Origin of the sequence: Paraburkholderia sp. J11-2 (assembly GCF_905220185.1) — a bacterium.
GTDB lineage: Bacteria > Pseudomonadota > Gammaproteobacteria > Burkholderiales > Burkholderiaceae > Paraburkholderia.
Genome location: NZ_CAJMYY010000014.1, coordinates 201,180 through 216,525, shown reverse-complemented (window position 1 = coordinate 216,525; position 15,346 = coordinate 201,180). Strand labels below are relative to the sequence as shown.

14 protein-coding genes and 1 pseudogene are annotated in these 15,346 nt (G+C 65.9%); 12 read left to right on the top strand and 3 right to left on the bottom strand.

Annotated features, from left to right (window positions below):
- Positions 1 to 2: 2 nt before the first annotated feature.
- Positions 3 to 1,271, bottom strand: coding sequence for a multidrug effflux MFS transporter (locus U5A57_RS21250; protein ID WP_321913638.1), 1,269 nt, complete (start codon positions 1,269 to 1,271; stop codon positions 3 to 5).
- A 253-nt stretch (positions 1,272 to 1,524) separates the two neighbouring features.
- On the opposite strand from U5A57_RS21250, the gene U5A57_RS21245 reads away from it, so the two are divergent.
- From U5A57_RS21245 to U5A57_RS21235, 3 genes and pseudogenes are all read left to right on the top strand, one after another.
- Positions 1,525 to 1,788 carry a DUF6723 family protein gene (locus U5A57_RS21245; protein ID WP_321913637.1) on the top strand — a complete coding sequence of 88 codons (264 nt, stop codon included), beginning with the start codon at positions 1,525 to 1,527 and terminating at the stop codon, positions 1,786 to 1,788.
- A gap of 176 nt (positions 1,789 to 1,964) precedes the next feature.
- Positions 1,965 to 3,134: pseudogene (locus tag U5A57_RS21240) on the top strand (cysteine desulfurase family protein); the annotation flags it as partial.
- Between the two features lie 52 nt (positions 3,135 to 3,186).
- Positions 3,187 to 3,993, top strand: coding sequence for a sulfite exporter TauE/SafE family protein (locus U5A57_RS21235; protein ID WP_321913636.1), 807 nt, complete (start codon positions 3,187 to 3,189; stop codon positions 3,991 to 3,993).
- Between the two features lie 18 nt (positions 3,994 to 4,011).
- Here the strand turns inward: U5A57_RS21235 and gcvA are convergent, their stop codons facing one another.
- Complete coding sequence (gcvA, locus tag U5A57_RS21230; protein WP_321913635.1) at positions 4,012 to 4,920, bottom strand: transcriptional regulator GcvA; 909 nt, start codon at positions 4,918 to 4,920, stop codon at positions 4,012 to 4,014.
- 178 nt (positions 4,921 to 5,098) lie between these two features.
- On the opposite strand from gcvA, the gene U5A57_RS21225 reads away from it, so the two are divergent.
- The 3 genes from U5A57_RS21225 (at position 5,099) to U5A57_RS21215 (ending at position 7,465) form a co-directional block, all read left to right on the top strand.
- Positions 5,099 to 5,902, top strand: coding sequence for a hypothetical protein (locus tag U5A57_RS21225; RefSeq protein ID WP_321913634.1), 804 nt, complete (start codon positions 5,099 to 5,101; stop codon positions 5,900 to 5,902).
- Positions 5,903 to 6,060: 158 nt separating this feature from the next.
- The gene (locus U5A57_RS21220) at positions 6,061 to 6,330 is read left to right on the top strand and encodes a MoaD/ThiS family protein (RefSeq protein ID WP_321913633.1); all 270 of its coding nucleotides are present in this window, start codon (positions 6,061 to 6,063) and stop codon (positions 6,328 to 6,330) included.
- 16 nt (positions 6,331 to 6,346) lie between these two features.
- Entirely contained in the window at positions 6,347 to 7,465 is a 1,119-nt protein-coding gene (locus U5A57_RS21215) for an exo-alpha-sialidase (protein ID WP_321913632.1), read from the top strand.
- A gap of 43 nt (positions 7,466 to 7,508) precedes the next feature.
- On the opposite strand, the gene U5A57_RS21210 is transcribed toward U5A57_RS21215, so the two are convergent.
- Entirely contained in the window at positions 7,509 to 8,426 is a 918-nt protein-coding gene (locus U5A57_RS21210) for a LysR family transcriptional regulator (protein ID WP_321913631.1), read from the bottom strand.
- A 139-nt stretch (positions 8,427 to 8,565) separates the two neighbouring features.
- On the opposite strand from U5A57_RS21210, the gene U5A57_RS21205 reads away from it, so the two are divergent.
- From U5A57_RS21205 to U5A57_RS21180, 6 genes are all read left to right on the top strand, one after another.
- Entirely contained in the window at positions 8,566 to 9,855 is a 1,290-nt protein-coding gene (locus U5A57_RS21205) for an MFS transporter (protein WP_321913630.1), read from the top strand.
- 52 nt (positions 9,856 to 9,907) lie between these two features.
- Positions 9,908 to 11,410: a M81 family metallopeptidase gene (locus tag U5A57_RS21200; RefSeq protein WP_321913629.1), complete on the top strand. Its 1,503-nt coding sequence runs from the start codon at positions 9,908 to 9,910 to the stop codon at positions 11,408 to 11,410.
- Positions 11,411 to 11,630: 220 nt separating this feature from the next.
- The gene (locus U5A57_RS21195) at positions 11,631 to 11,951 is read left to right on the top strand and encodes a DUF4148 domain-containing protein (protein ID WP_321913628.1); all 321 of its coding nucleotides are present in this window, start codon (positions 11,631 to 11,633) and stop codon (positions 11,949 to 11,951) included.
- Positions 11,952 to 12,085: 134 nt separating this feature from the next.
- On the top strand, positions 12,086 to 12,487 hold the full coding sequence (locus tag U5A57_RS21190) for a PPC domain-containing DNA-binding protein (protein ID WP_321913627.1): 402 nt from the start codon (positions 12,086 to 12,088) through the stop codon (positions 12,485 to 12,487).
- Positions 12,488 to 12,662: 175 nt separating this feature from the next.
- A complete protein-coding gene (locus U5A57_RS21185; RefSeq protein WP_321913626.1) occupies positions 12,663 to 13,106 on the top strand; it encodes a hypothetical protein in 444 nt (147 codons plus the stop codon).
- 89 nt (positions 13,107 to 13,195) lie between these two features.
- Positions 13,196 to 15,319 (top strand): phosphocholine-specific phospholipase C, encoded by a 2,124-nt coding sequence (locus tag U5A57_RS21180; protein ID WP_321913625.1) that lies wholly within the window; start codon positions 13,196 to 13,198, stop codon positions 15,317 to 15,319.
- The last annotated feature ends 27 nt before the right edge of the window (positions 15,320 to 15,346 follow it).

Below are 15,346 nucleotides of genomic sequence, written 5' to 3'. Positions count from 1 at the left end.
GTTCAGGCCGCCTCGCCGCTGCGCTGCGCGAGCGCGGCAGCGGCCGCCTGACTCTGTGCGAGGTGGCGCAGCAGCTTCGTCACCATCAATACAACGGTGAACGCGAGCACCACGAAGAACACCGCGAGCGGCGTGAGCACGTGCACCGACACAAAGCCGGCCAGCCCCATCATCGCCGAGGAAACGAGCAGCAGCGCGCAGCCCAGAATCGCGCTCGTCAAACCCGCAATGTGCGGGAACAGCGAATTGCCCTTCGCCATCAGCGTGGGGTACATCGCCCCCGCGCACAGACCCATCACGAGCACAGGAATGGCGAGCGTCCACACGCGCAGGCCCACCGTGAGCGCGAGCACGAGCATGACGATCGACGCCCCAGCCATCACCCGCGCGCCAATGCGCAGCCGTTGTTCCGGAGTGGGCAGGCGCGGGCCGTGCACCCGGTTCGAGAGGCCGCCGAGGAAATACATCAAGCCAATGCCGAGCGCGAGGTAGCCGAAGAACGTAGGCGGCTTGTGCAGCGTGTTCTGCACCATGAACGGCCCGACGATGTTGAACACCAGCAAGATGCTGTAGCACAGGCCCTGGGCGAGAAAGCAGCTCTGGAACACGGGGCTCGCGAGCACCTTGCCCGCGTTCGCGATGAGCGTGCGCGGCTCCAGATGCACCGGCTGCCGCAAGGTCTCGCGAAAGCGCCACAAGAGCGCCCACATCACCAGCGAATAGACGAGCAGGAACACGAGGCACGACTTCCAGCCGAACAATTCCTGCAAGTGCGCGCCGATCACGGGCGCGACGATCGGTGCGAGCCCCCAGGTGATCGACATATAGGTGAACGCGTGCATGAGCGCGGTGCCCACGAACGTGTCGGTGATGATCGCCTTGGCGAGCAGGTTGGTGGCGGCAATGCCGAAGCCCTGCAGGCAGCGTGCGAGCACGAACGTTTCCAGGTTCGGCGCGGCGAGCGAAAGCAGGCAGCCGATCGTGTAGACGACGAGGCCGAAGCCCAGCACGGGTTTGCGTCCGAGGGCGTCGGAGATCGGCCCGAAGATGAGCTGGCCGAGCGCGTACGCCGCCATATAGACCGACACGCTCGACTGGATCGCTTGCGGCGAGGTCGCGAAGTAGCGGGCCATGGCCGGCAGCGCGGGCACATAAATGTCGATGGCAAGCTGTCCCGCGGAGGCGAACAGGCAGATCAGGAACAGCAGGAAGCGCGGCGAGTTCGCCGGGCGTGCGGCGATGGCTGGACGTTCGGGCAGATCGTGAGTCATGACAGCGTGAAAAGGGCGGATTGCGGTGCGGCGGCGCGGGGGCGTTCGAGCAAAGCATGTTCCAACAGCGCGTTCGAATCACGAACGCAGCGTCCGGCGCGGCGGCGTAGGCGCGTATTGTGCCCGTTATCGCCGATTTCCGTGCAACGCCGCATCGAGGGGGCGCAGCAGGCGCGCGACGGCAGTGGCGTGCCGGGCGCGGCGTTTGCTGGATCTCCGCCTATCTCGCACTGAATATTCGCGGAGTGCCGACATGCCAGAGAAAAGGCCGAATCCGGCCATGCGCCGCCCGACCACTGCGCAAGACTACGAAGTCTTCTGCGGCGAGCAGATCGACGGCGCGGGCCGCTACTACGGATTGCTGCGGATTCGCCGCAAGACCGATGGGCGGCTTATTTATCCGTTCGACGGCTGCCCGCGTCCGGGGCCCTGCGCGACGGGTCCGCTGGCGCGGCAACAGGCGCTCACGCTCGCAGACGAGCTGATCCGCGCGGACATCGCAACACCCGAAGAGTGACGAGGCCTTACGCCCACAAAGCTGCTTGGCCGGGGCGTGCCGAGAATTTCATTTCGCGAAAGACTCATGGCGTAGAAATGAATACTCCTCGCTTTGGAGAATCCGCTTAATTTTGGAATCATTTTTTAGTGCCCGACGCGTAGCATTTTCGAAATTCCGTTGTGCGAGAAACGAAAATGAGCGAGAAGGGCGATTTGCATTACTTTGACTATGCCGCGACCACCCCGGCGGACCCGCGGGTGATCGAGGCGATGTTCGGCTGTCTGGGTATGGAAGGCGATTTCGGCAATCCGGCGTCCAGCTCGCATGGCGCGGGACAGCGGGCGCGGCGGCTCGTCGAGCAGGCGCGCAAGGACGTGGCGGCGCTGATCGGCGCCGATGCCGAAGAGATCGTCTGGACTTCCGGCGCGACCGAGTCGAACAATCTCGCGCTCAAGGGCTATGCGGATCGCGCGACGCAAAAGCGCCACCTCATCACGAGCCAGCTCGAGCACAAGGCCATTCTCGACACAATGACGAGCCTCGAAGCGCGCGGCATGGCCGTCACGCGCCTCGCACCGAATGCGCACGGCGAGATCACGGCCGAAGCCGTGGCCGCTGCGCTGACGCCCGACACCGGGCTTGTCTCGCTCATGCTGGTCAACAACGAACTGGGCACGCTCACCGACGTCGCGGCGATTGCGCGCGTGGTGCATGCCGCGGGCGCACTGCTGCACGTCGATGCGGCGCAGGCGCTCGGCAAGACGCCCATCGACGTGAAAGCGATGGGCATCGACCTGCTCTCGATGTCGGCGCACAAGGTGTATGGGCCGAAGGGCATTGGCGCCATCTACGTGAGCCGCGAGGCGTTCGAGCGCATCGCGCCGCAAATGCACGGCGGCGGTCACGAGCGCGGTTTGCGCTCGGGAACGCTCGCCACACACCAGATCGTCGGCATGGGCGTGGCGTGTGTGATTGCGCGCGAGGCGCTGCAAGCGGACAGCGAGCGCATTGCCGCGCTCGGCGAGCGTCTTTTGGCCGAAGTGCTCGCGCTGCCGGGCGTCACGCTCAATGCGGCGCGCGCGAAGCGCATTCCGCACACACTGAGCCTCACGATCGATCTGCCGGGCTTCTTCCCCTTTCTGCTGACCGGCGACCTCGCGATCTCCTCGACCTCGGCCTGCAACTCGGCTGCGGGCACGCCTTCGCATGTGCTCACGGCCATCGGGGTGGGCGAGGAAGCGGCGAACCGCACGGTGCGTTTGAGCTTCGGGCGCTTTACGAAGCCGGAAGACGTCGACTTCGCGGTGGACTGCATTCGCCGCGCGGTGGCGCCGTGCCTGCCGGCCGCGGTGACCGAGGCGACCGAAGCGACCGCTTGACCTTGCCGTTCAACGTCACGCTGACCATCGACCCGCGATGATCGTTTCACTCATTCTCGGCGCCATGATCGGCGCGCTGCTGGGACTCACGGGCGCCGGCGGCGGCATTCTCGCCGTGCCGGCCATCGTGGTGGGCATGGGCTGGCCCATGCAGCAGGCCACGCCGGTCGCCTTGATCGCCGTGGCGAGCAGCGCGGGAATCGGCGCGCTCGAAGCGTTCAGAAAGCGCCTCGTGCGCTATCGCGCGGCGTTCTGCATGGCGCTGGCGGGCGTGCCGACCACGTGGCTCGGCGTGCGCCTCGCGCAAGCCATGCCGCAACGCCTGCTGCTCGCGCTCTTCGCCGGCGTGATGCTGTTCGTGGCCGTGCGGCTGCTGCGCCAAACCATCGGGAAAAAGCGCGCGCTGCAGGAAGCATCGCCGCTTTGCGTGGGTCGCATCAATCCCGACACGGGCCGCCTCGTCTGGTCGAGAACCACAGCGCTTGCGCTCGCCTCGACCGGCGCGTTGACGGGCCTGATGACGGGGCTGCTCGGCGTGGGCGGCGGCTTCATCATCGTGCCCATGCTGCGCAAGCTCACCAACATCTCCATGCACGGCATCGTTGCGACGTCGCTGATGGTCATCGCGCTCGTGGGCTCCGGCGGTGTGGTGGCCACAGTGCTGCACGGCGTGCCGCTGCGGCTCGACCTCACGCTCTGGTTCAGCGTCGCGACCGTCGCGGGCATGATGCTGGGCCGTCACGTTTCGCATCGCGTCTCGGCGCGCCATACGCAGATGGGTTTTGCCGCCATCCTCGTGTGCGTGGCGTGCGGCATGCTCGCCAAGGTGGCGCTCGGCTACTGACCGGAGCGCTGTTTGGCTTTAGCCAGCCTCAGCCAGGAAGATCGAGATTTCGTCGGCGAGCCAGTCGCGCACGGCGCGCACTTTGGGATCGTCGCGGCTGCCAATGCGATAGACGAGGTCATGGCCGCGCTCGGACTCGAGACGCAACTGCGGAAACGGCGCGACCAGGCGACCCGCCGCAATGTCGTCCGCCACGATCACGCTGCGCCCGAGCGCCACGCCTTCGCCGCGTATCGCCGCTTCGATGGCGAGACTCCCATGGCTGTACGCCGTGCCGCGATCGCTGCGCACGCCGCTCAAGCCTGCCAGCGCCAGCCATTGTTCCCAGTTCGCGAGCATGCCGCCTTCGTGCAGCAAGGTGCAGCGCGCGAGGCTTTCAACCGAGGCCATGCCGCCCATCTTCGCCCGATAATCAGCACTGCAAACTGGCGTCACGGTCTCGTCGAGAATACGCTCGGCCAGCACGCGCGGGTAGCGCCCGCTGCCGTAGCGAATCGCGACATCGACGTCCGAGTCGTTGAGATCGACGTATTTGTCGGTCACGTCGAGGTGCACGTCCAGTTCCGGATGGCGGGCCTTGAGGCGATGGAGGCGCGGCGCGAGCCAGCGGTTCGCGAAGGACACGCTGGCGTTGATCTTCAGGCGCGTGACGCTGTCGTGCGTGCGCAGGCGCTCGGACTCCTTGGTCAATTCAGCGAGCGCGTGGTTCACGGCCAGCAGGAATTCGGCGCCCGCCTCGGTCAGAACGATGCGCCGCGTGAGGCGCTGGAACAGCGCCACGCCCAGATGGCTTTCGAGCGTCTTGATGTGGCGGCTCACGGCGCCATGCGTGACGTGCAGTTCCTGCGCCGCCAGCGTCATGCTGAGCAGCCGCCCGGTGGCTTCGAAAGCGCGCAGGGTTTGCAGCGGGGGAAGTCGGTCGAACATGGAGCGGGATGCGTGCGGTATGTGTGAGTTTTGCTCACGCATTATATGACGACAAATGGTTTGTCAGCCACGTTGGCGCCCTTCAATATGGGCGCAAAGCCGCCGGACGTAAGCGAACTCGTGCTACCCCGGCCGCGCATTCCTGAAGGTTGGCATTCTCCGCTTTGCGTCGCTCATCATGGATCTTCTGCTTTTCAAGCTCGTCGTTACGCCGTTGTTGCTGTTGGCCGCCAGTCTTGCCGCTCGCCGCTGGGGCGAAGCGGTTGGCGGGTTGCTCGTGGGGCTGCCGCTCACCTCGGGGCCGGTTTCGGTTTTTCTCGCGCTGGAGCACGGACCGGCGTTTGCGGCGCAAGCGACGTCGGGCTCGCTCGTCGCAACGGCTGCTCAGGCGGCGTTCTGCGTTGCCTATTGCAAGGTTGCCGCGCGCGGGTGGAAGGTGGCCCTCGCGGCGGGCGGCGCGACGTTTGCCCTCGTGGCCCTCGTGCTGCAATGGAGCGAACTGCCGGCCCACGGTCTTTATCTCTTCGCCATTCTGGCCATTGCGCTTGCGCTGAACCTCATCCCCAACAAGCCGGCAAGAACCGCGCGGCTCACGCCGCCGTGGTGGGATTTGCCTTCGCGCATGATGCTCATTGCCGGTCTCGTGGTGAGCGTGACGCTGATCGCGCCTTACGTCGGCCCCGAGGCGAGCGGCGTGCTCGCGTCGCTGCCGTTCATGGCGATCATCCTCGCCGTGTTCGCGCACCGCATGATCGGCCATGAAGCGGCGCAGCAACTGATGCGCGGCATGACCACGGGACTGCTGGGCTTCGCCTCGTTCTTCTTCGTGCTGAGCCTCTCGCTCACGCACTGGAACCTGCTGGCCGCCTACGGCACTGCGATTCTTTGCGTGCTCACGATCCAGGCGATTTCCCTGTATCGCATGCGCTTGCCGGCACCTTGCCTGCACGCCAAATCCAAACCGGAAGGCAGCGCGCCGTAACGACGGGTATTGCAACCGGCGGGCTCGGGCGCGTGTGCTGCGCTGCATCGCGGGAAAGGGGCTTCGGGCGACGGCAACGGCAACGCCTCGAAGCTCATGGCGGATGACCTACACTACAGAACCAGCGGACGCGGCCACTTCCGCGCCGCCGGCCCGCCATGGCGCACCTCTTCTTCGCAGCTTCCATTCAGCGGCACGTCGCGACGCCCGAGCGCGAGATCGACGCGCGCACGCTGCGCGAAGCGTTCGATGCCGTGTTTGCCGAACAGCCGCGATTGCGCGGCTATATCCTCGACGATCAGGGCGCGCTGCGAAAGCATCTGGCGGTGTTCGTGGACGGCGTGCGGCTACGCGATCGCGAGCATCTGAGCGATGTGCTTGGCGATGCGAGTCGGGTGTATGTCGTGCAGGCGCTGTCGGGTGGATGACCAGAGGGCACGCGAGATGAGCGATCGATTGCTAGTCGCAACCCGCAAGGGGCTGTTCGTTATGCAAGCCGATGGAGAGGGCGGCTGGACAATCGGCGAACCCGAGTTCTTCGGCGAGCCGGTGAGCATGGCGATGCGCGACGCGCGCGACGGGTCGCTCTATGCCGCGCTCAATCTCGGCCACTTCGGCGTGAAACTGCATCGCAGGCGCGCGGGCAGGGCGGACTGGGAGGAGTGCGCGGTGCCCGTCTATCCGCCCCAGCCTGCCGGGGACATTCAGGTCAACGAACCAGACGCATTGGGGCGTTTGCCCGCGCCGTGGTCGCTGCAACAGATCTGGTCGCTCGAGCCCGGCGGCGCGGACGAGCCTGGCGTGCTGTGGGCGGGCACGATACCGGGCGGCCTGTTCCGTTCCGCCGACGGCGGCGACACCTGGGAACTGAACCGCCCGTTATGGGACCGCCCGGAGCGGCGCGAATGGGCGGGCGGCGGCTACGACGCGCCGGGCATCCACTCGGTCATGGTCGATCCGCGCGACAGCCAGCACGTCACGGTGGGCGTGTCGTGTGGCGGCGTCTGGCAAACGGGCGATGGCGGCGCGACCTGGCGCCTCACCGCCGAGGGCATGGAAGCCGACTACATGCCGCCCGAACGCCGCGGCGAGCCCAACGCGCAGGACCCGCACCGTGTGGTGCAATGCGCGGCGAATCCGGACGTGCTGTGGACGCAGCATCACTGCGCGATCTTCCGCTCGACCGATGGCGCGGCGCACTGGCGGCGTATCGAAGCGCAGCCGTCGAGCTTCGGCTTCGCGGTCGTGGTGCATCCGCGCGAGCCCGACACGGCGTGGTTCGTGCCGGCTCAAAAAGACCAGTATCGCGTTCCCGTAGATGGCCAGTTCGTCGTGACGCGCACGCGCGATGGCGGGCGCACGTTCGAACAATTCTCGAGCGGGCTGCCGGCTGCGCCCGCGTACGACATCGTGTACCGGCATGGGCTCGACATCGACGACTCCGGCGAGCGGCTTGCGATGGGGTCGACCACGGGCGCGCTATGGACTTCGGACGACGGCGGCGAACACTGGCGGCTCGTTTCGGCGCACTTGCCGCCGGTGTATTGCGTGCGGTTTGGGTGAGGGCGCGGGGCCGCGAGCATAACGGGGCCGACGTGGGCTCGCTCTACGCCGCCGCCTGAAACATCGTCATCCGTCGCAGGATCCACTCAAGCAACTCATGCGCGGCCGCTACCAGCGGCCGCCCCGACTTCACGAGCACGCGCGCTTTCGTGCCTTGAAAGAGCGCATGATCGATCGGCAAGGTCACGAGCTCGCCCGCTTCGATCTCGCGCGAGGCGGCGAACTCGCCAATCAGCGTCGCGAAATTTTCGGCGGCGACAAAACGCTTGAGGGCGGTAAGCGAATTCGTGGTGAGCGTCGCGCGTATCTCGACGTTCTCCGCGAATGCCAGCATTTTCGCGAGATGCCCGATGCCGAACGTGCTGGGCATCAATGCGAGCGGCCACGCCAGCAGGTCGTCGATCGTGACGGGTGTGCCGCGCAGCGCGAGCGGATGGTCGCGGCGCACGAGCAACACGACGGGCTGCGCCGAACTCGCGCGATATTCGATGCGCTCATGCGGCGGCGGGTTGAAGGCAAGCCCGATATGCGCACGGCTTTCAGCAACCTCGCCCAGCACGTCGTCCACGGGCAGCATCGTGAGGCTCACATCGAGCTTCGGATAGCGCGCGCAGAACGGCGTGATGACCTCGGCAACGAGCGCATCCACGTAGCCTTCGCTCACGGCCAGATCCACGCGGCCTTGCTGGAGCCCGCGCAACGCGTGCAACTGGTCCTCGAACTTCTCCTGCTGCGCGCGATAGCCGCGCCAGAACTCCAGCAGATGCGCCGCCGCCTCGGTGGGCTTCACGCCGCGCGCCTGGCGCTCGAACAGTTGCGCGCCCAGTTCGTCCTCCAGCAGCTTGATTTGCCGCGTGATGACCGAGGGCGAGGTGTTCAGGCTGTCCGCGGCGCCGCGGATCGTGCCGTGCGTGAGCACCTCGTGGAAATAACGTAGCCGCTGCTGATTGATCTCGCGCATCGCGCCCTCGTTCGCATAGGTAAAGTAAGGGGACTGTTGCCTGAAAAAGAACGATGTGTGAACTTTGTTGCTCTTGCTGGCGAATTATGCCCTGGCCAGGATGGTATTGCGCACGACGCCCACCACCAGGAGACAGGACATGGCCGCCATTCTTCCCCGCCCGAGAAGCCTTGACGCTTCCGCGCTCTACAGCAGGATCAACGCGCGATTGCTGCCGTTTCTGCTGATCTGCTACTTGTTTGCTTACCTCGACCGCGTGAACGTCGGATTCGCAAAGCTGCAGATGCAGACCGACCTCGGCTTCTCCGATGCCGCCTATGGCGTGGGTGCGGGCATTTTCTTCATCGGATATGTGCTGTTCGAATTGCCGAGCAACCTGTTGCTGCCCAAAATCGGCGCGCGCAAGACCTTCGGGCGCATTCTCGTGCTGTGGGGCATCACGTCGGCGTGCATGCTGTTCGTGCGCAGCGTTCCCGCGTTCTACGCCATGCGCTTTTTGCTAGGCGTGTTCGAGGCCGGTTTCGCGCCGGGCATGATCTTCTATCTTTCGCGCTGGTATGGTCCCTCGCGCATGGCGCGCGCCATTGCGATGGTGTTCCTCGCCGGTCCGATTGGCGGCATTGTCGGCGGGCCCGTTTCGGCGGCCATCATGAGTACGCTGGCGGGGAAGGCGGGGCTCGCAGGCTGGCAATGGATGTTTCTCGTGGAAGGCTTGCCGTGCATCGTGCTCGGCATTGCGACCTTCCTCTATCTGCCCGACCGCCCGGCCGACGCCGCCTGGCTGAGCGACGACGAAAAGCGCCAGATCGAGGCCGATGTCGGCGCGCCCGAGGCGCACGCGACTTCGTTTAGAAGCGTGCTGCGCGATCGCAAGGTCTATGTGCTGGCATTCGCGTACTTCTGCATCATTGCGTCGATTTACGCCATCAGCTTCTGGCTGCCCGCCATTCTCAAGGCGCAAGGCGTGAGCAATCTGATCACGCTGGGCTGGTACACGTCCATCCCGTATGTCGCGGCGGCGGTGGGCATGCTCTATATGGGCCGCCGTTCCGACCGGCTCGGCGAGCGGCGTTTTCACTGCGCGGTGCCCGCAGCGGCCGCCGCGCTGCTGTTTGCGCTGTGCGCGGCCACCGGCAATCATCTGGCGCCCACGCTTGCGCTGCTCACGCTCGTGACGATGGCGCTGTGGATGGCCTACACGGTCTTTTGGGCGATTCCGCCCGAGTACATCAAGGGGCCGGCTGCTGCGGGCGGCATTGCGCTCATCAACACCATCGGGCTTTCCGGCGGATTCTGGGGGCCTGCGGCGATCGGCTGGATCAAGACGGCGGCGGGCAGTTTGCAGCCAGCGCTGCTCGCCATGGCGGGCGTGTCGCTCGTCGGCGCGCTGCTGATCTTTTCCGTCCGGCTCGCGAGCGCGAAGCACTGAACGCACGTAGCCGGTTTGCTAAGTCATCCTATGCAACTGAGGTAAAGGAAAAATGAAGATTCTCATCGCGGGCTTCCAGCACGAAACCAATACGTTCGCCCCAACGAAAGCCAGCTATCAAAGTTTCGTTCAGGGGGAGGGCTTTCCACCGCTCACGCGCGGCGCCGACGTGCTCTCGCTGCGCGACGTAAACGTGCCCGCTGGCGGCTTCATCCAGGCGGCGGAAGCGGCGGGCCACACGCTCATGCCGGTCATCTGGGCGGGGGCAAGCGCCTCCGCACACGTGACCGAAGAGGCATTCGAGCGCATTGCCGGCGAAATCGTCGATGCCGTGCGGCGCGGCGGCTTCGACGCGATCTATCTCGACCTGCACGGCGCGATGGTCACCGAGCATCTGGACGACGGCGAAGGCGCGCTGCTCGCGCGTGTGCGGGCCGTCGTGGGTAGCGACCTGCCCTTGGTGGTCTCGCTCGATCTGCACGCCAACGTGACCGAGCAGATGTTCACGCACGCCGACGCCATGGTCGCGTATCGCACCTATCCGCACGTCGACATGGCCGAAACCGGCGCGCGCGCCGCGCACATCCTCATGCGCCTCGTGGCGCAACCCGAGCGCAGGCTCAAGCGCTACGTGCGCCGCATTCCGTTCCTGATTCCCGTGAACGGCATGTGCACGCTCGCGGAGCCGGCGCGCGGCACGTATGCGCATCTCGCGCAGCTGGAGGACGATTCGGTCGTATCGCTTTCGTTCGCGCCGGGTTTTCCGGCCTCCGATTTCCCCGAATGCGGCGCGGCCGTGTGGGGTTACGGCTTCGACGAAGCCGCCGTGGTGACGGCGGTGAACACGCTGGCTTCGGCCATCGTGGCGCAGGAGCGAGACTGGGAAGTGCGCTTTCTCGACCCCGATGCCGCCGTGCGCGAAGCCATGCGTCTGGCCGAGCACGCCACGCAGCCGGTCGTCATCGCCGACACGCAGGACAACCCGGGCGTGGGCGGCGACTCGAACACCATGGGCCTCGTGCGTGCGCTGCTGCGCCAGGGCGCGCGCGACGCGGCCGTAGGCCTGATCTGGGACCCGCAGGCGGCGGCCAAGGCGCACGAGGCGGGCGTGGGCGCGACGATCGAACTGGCGCTCGCGGGAGGCACGGGCGTGCCCGGCGACGCGCCGCTCGCCGGGCGCTTCGTCGTGGAGCATCTCGCCGATGGGCGGGTGCGCTTCGACGGCCCGATGATGAACGGCATGTGGACCGAGATCGGGCCGGTGGCGTGCCTGCGCATCGACGGCGTGAGGATCGCGGTCAGCTCGGTGAAGATGCAGATATTCGACCGTAATCTGTATCGCGCGGCGGGTATCGAGCCGGAGCGTATGAAGATTCTCGTCAACAAGAGTTCGGTCCACTATCGCGCCGATTTCGACGCCATCGCCTCCGCGCATCTCGTGGCGAAGGCGCCTGGCCCCATGGCGGCCGACCCTGCCGATTTGCCGTGGCAGCGCATCGATACGCGCTTGCGTCTGCGCCCGAACGGCGTGTCGCTGAGCGAGATGCGGGAGTAGGGCGGCATAACGGCGGGGTTTTCGTATCGTTGTGTATCCACCGCGGCAATGGACAAGGAGGATTGCAAAAGCAGGGGTTCGTGGAAACAAGCGGGATACATGCGGGCGTTCAAATACACCCATGCCAGTCAGCGACGTCGCCAGGCAGACATCGAAAAGACTGGACGCACGCGCCACGCGAACGTGGACCGAACCAACTCATTGCTTACAGGTGGATACCATGAAACTCATCAAGTCGCTGATCGTTGCCGCTGTGGTCGCTGTTCCCGTTGTCTCCTTCGCGCAGTCGGCCGAGCCGCTCACGCGCGCTCAGGTCCGCGCCGAACTGGTGCAACTCGAAAAGGCGGGCTATAACCCGGCCGCCGACTACAACGACTATCCGCAGCACATCGAGGCGGCCGAAGCGAAGGTGAGTGCGCAGAACGGCGCGGTGGCATCGGCGTTCGGCGGCGTGGCGAATGGTTCGTCGGCAGCGGGTGCGGCTGTGGCTTCGGCGCCTCACGACATTCCCGGCCTGGGTCCGATCTACGCGCATCAGTGATCGGCGATTGAAGGTGCGAGTGCAAATGCGGCCCGCTTTGAGCGGGCCGTTGCACATCATGCGACTTGCCTCATTCGCTGACCCGGCCTAACCTGTGCCGAATGCGACAAACTGGCGGCAACCCCGAGCCCAGCATGCAAATCCATCCCGTACGGCTGTCTCCCGGCGACGATCTGCGCGCCGCGATCGAAGGCCTGCTAAGCCAGCACGCCTCGCATGCGGCGTTCGTCATCCAGGGCATCGGCAGCTTGAGCGTCGCGCAGTTGCGATTCGCTGGGATCGAAACGCCGACCGAATTGCGCGGCGACCTCGAAATCCTCACGCTCGCGGGCTCCGTATCGCCCGATGGCGCGCATCTGCACATGTCCGTATCCGACGCGCAAGGCCGCGTGTTCGGTGGCCACGTCGCGCACGGCTGCACGATACGCACCACGGCCGAACTGCTGCTGGTGCTGTTGCCCGGCCACCGCTTCTCGCGCGAACTCGATTCGTCGACCGGATACGCGGAACTGCAGATCCGCAACGCGCGAGACTAATCCGCCTGCGCCGCCATTCGAGCGGCCTCACGCACCGTCACAAAACTTAAAAGCGGCTTCGCTATGCTTCGGCGTTGCCTTGCCGCTGCCTGCGCTGTTGCGTGAGTGATGCGCGAGGCCCCGCTCGGGCCGCTCCTCGAGCCGTTGTTGTGCCTCTATCTGGACGGAGACTTCGATGACGGTCGAATCCGCGCCGGCGCGCTTGCTTTTGCCAGGCGCGTCGCGCAAACGTTTGAGCCTGCCCGCTGCATTCACCACAATGCGTGCGCCCGCCATGCTGCTTGCATGCGCAGCTGCGCTCGCGACGCTAAGCGCATGCAGCGCACGCGATAGCGACACGCGCGCCGCGCTCACTGCGAACGCCGCACGCGAACTCGCGCAAGCGCAGCCAGGCAGCCATTCGCAAAGCCCGCAGCTTGCCAACGCATTCACGCTGGCGTCGGACGCGCCTGCAGCGAATCTCCCGGATAGTGCAAACCATGCGGCAAACGCAGGCGTAGCCTTGCCCGCGAACGCCGTACGTTCGCCGGCCAGGCCACCCGCTGGCGGGAGCGCGCAAGACGAGCAGTCTGCGCAAATCGAACCGCTTGTCACACCTGTCATTCACACCGCCGATTGACGTACCCGGCCGCGCGGCCTTGCCGCCTGCCGCCCGTCAAGGCGGCGTGCCGTGCGTGCCTTTCTCAACCTGAAGATGGAAACCACAAGATGACATCGAGAAGCCGCCGTGACTTTCTCCGCACCGCCGCGATGAGCGCCGGTTCGGCCACCGCCCTGACGATGCTGCCGCAGGGCATCCGCAACGCGCTCGCGATTCCCGCGAACAATCGCACGGGGAGCCTCCGCGATGTCGAGCACATCGTGATCCTCATGCAGGAGAACCGTTCGTTCGACCATTACTTCGGCACGCTGCGCGGGGTGCGCGGCTTCGGCGACACGCGCACGATCACGCTGCCCACCGGCAAGCCTGTATGGAACCAGCCGCTCGCAGCCGGTGCGGGCGAAGTGCTGCCGTTCCATCCCACGGCGGCCAACCTGGGCCTGCAGTTCATCCAGGATCTGCCGCACGACTGGACCACGACGCACGCGGCCTGGAACGGCGGCCGCTACGACCAGTGGGTGCCCGCCAAGGGCACGACGACGATGGCGTACCTCACGCGCGACGACATCCCGTTTCACTACCAGCTCGCCGACGCCTTCACGATTTGCGACGCGTACCACTGCTCGACGATGACCGCGACCGACCCGAACCGCTACTACATGTGGACCGGCTGGGTGGGCAACGACGGCAGCGGCGGCGGCCCGGTGATCGACAACGCGGAAGCGGGCTATGGCTGGTCCACGTATCCCGAAGTGCTGCAAAGCGCGGGGATTACGTGGAAGATCTATCAGGACGTGGGCGAAGGCCTCGACGCCAAGGGCTCATGGGGCTGGACGGGCGACAACGCGTACATCGGCAATTACGGCGACAACTCGCTGCTGTACTTCCATCAGTACCAGAACGCACAGCCCGGCAATCCGCTGTATGACCGCGCCCGCACGGGCACGAACGTGCTCGCCGGCGGCGGCTATTTCGATGTGCTGAAGCAGGACGTGGCGAACAACGCACTGCCGCAGGTCTCGTGGATCGTTGCGCCCGAAGCGTATTCGGAACATCCGAACTGGCCCGCGAACTACGGCGCGTGGTACGTCGACCAGGTGCTGCAGATTCTCACGTCGAACCCGGACCTGTGGAGCAAGACCGTGCTGCTCGTGAACTACGACGAGAACGACGGCTTCTTCGATCACCTCGCGCCTCCGTTTCCGCCGGCTTCGAGCGCGAACGGCCTCTCGACCGTCGACACCACTAACGAAATTTTTCCGGGCAGCAGCAAGTACGCCTCGGGGCCGTATGGCCTCGGGCCGCGCGTGCCGATGCTCGTGGTCTCGCCGTGGTCGCGCGGCGGCTGGGTGTGCTCGGAAACGTTCGACCATACCTCTGTGATCCGCTTCATCGAGAAGCGCTTCGGTCTGCATCACGATCTGCGCGAGCCGAATATCACGCCGTGGCGCCGCGCCGTGTGCGGCGACCTCACGTCGGCATTCAACTTCGCCACGCCTAACGCGGCGATTCCCGCGCTGCCTTCCACGACGGGCTATGCCCCGCCCGACAAGCTGCGTCACCCCGACTACGTGCCGGTCCCGCCGGTCGTGGGCAGCGTGCCGAAGCAGGAGGCGGGCGTGCGCAACGCGCGCGCGCTGCCGTATGAGTTGTTCGTGCGCCTCGATGCGAACGCCGGCTCGGGCGACGTTGCGGCGCGCTTCGTCAATTCGGGCCGTGCCGGCGCGGTATTTCTCGTCTATACGGCGGGCAGCACCGACGCGCCGCGCACCTATACGGTCGAAGCGGGCAAGCATCTGGAGGACAAGTTCGCGATTGGCGCGAGCGGCGCGTACGACTTCAGCGTGCATGGACCGAACGGCTTTCTGCGCCGCTTCGCGGGCACGCAGGTCAAGCCGGGCGGGTTGGGCTGGCTGGGCGGCAAAGAAACGGCGCGCCCCGAAGTGTCCGAGGGCTACGATGTGGCGAACGGCAACCTGCAACTGCGCCTGGAAAACAAGGGCGGCGCGCGTTGCCAGTTCACGATCGTCAACGCGTATGACCCGGGTGCGAAGATCCAACGCACCGTGCCCGGCGGCGACACCGAGCCGCTCTATCTCGACCTGCGCAACGCGTACGGCTGGTACGACCTGACGATTACGGTCGATAGCGATGCGACCTTCGTGCGCCGCATTGCGGGCCACGTCGAAACGGGGCGCCCGAGCTATAGCGATCCCGCGCTCGGCGCCTGATGCAGGCTTGAGACGCAAGTTGAGCCA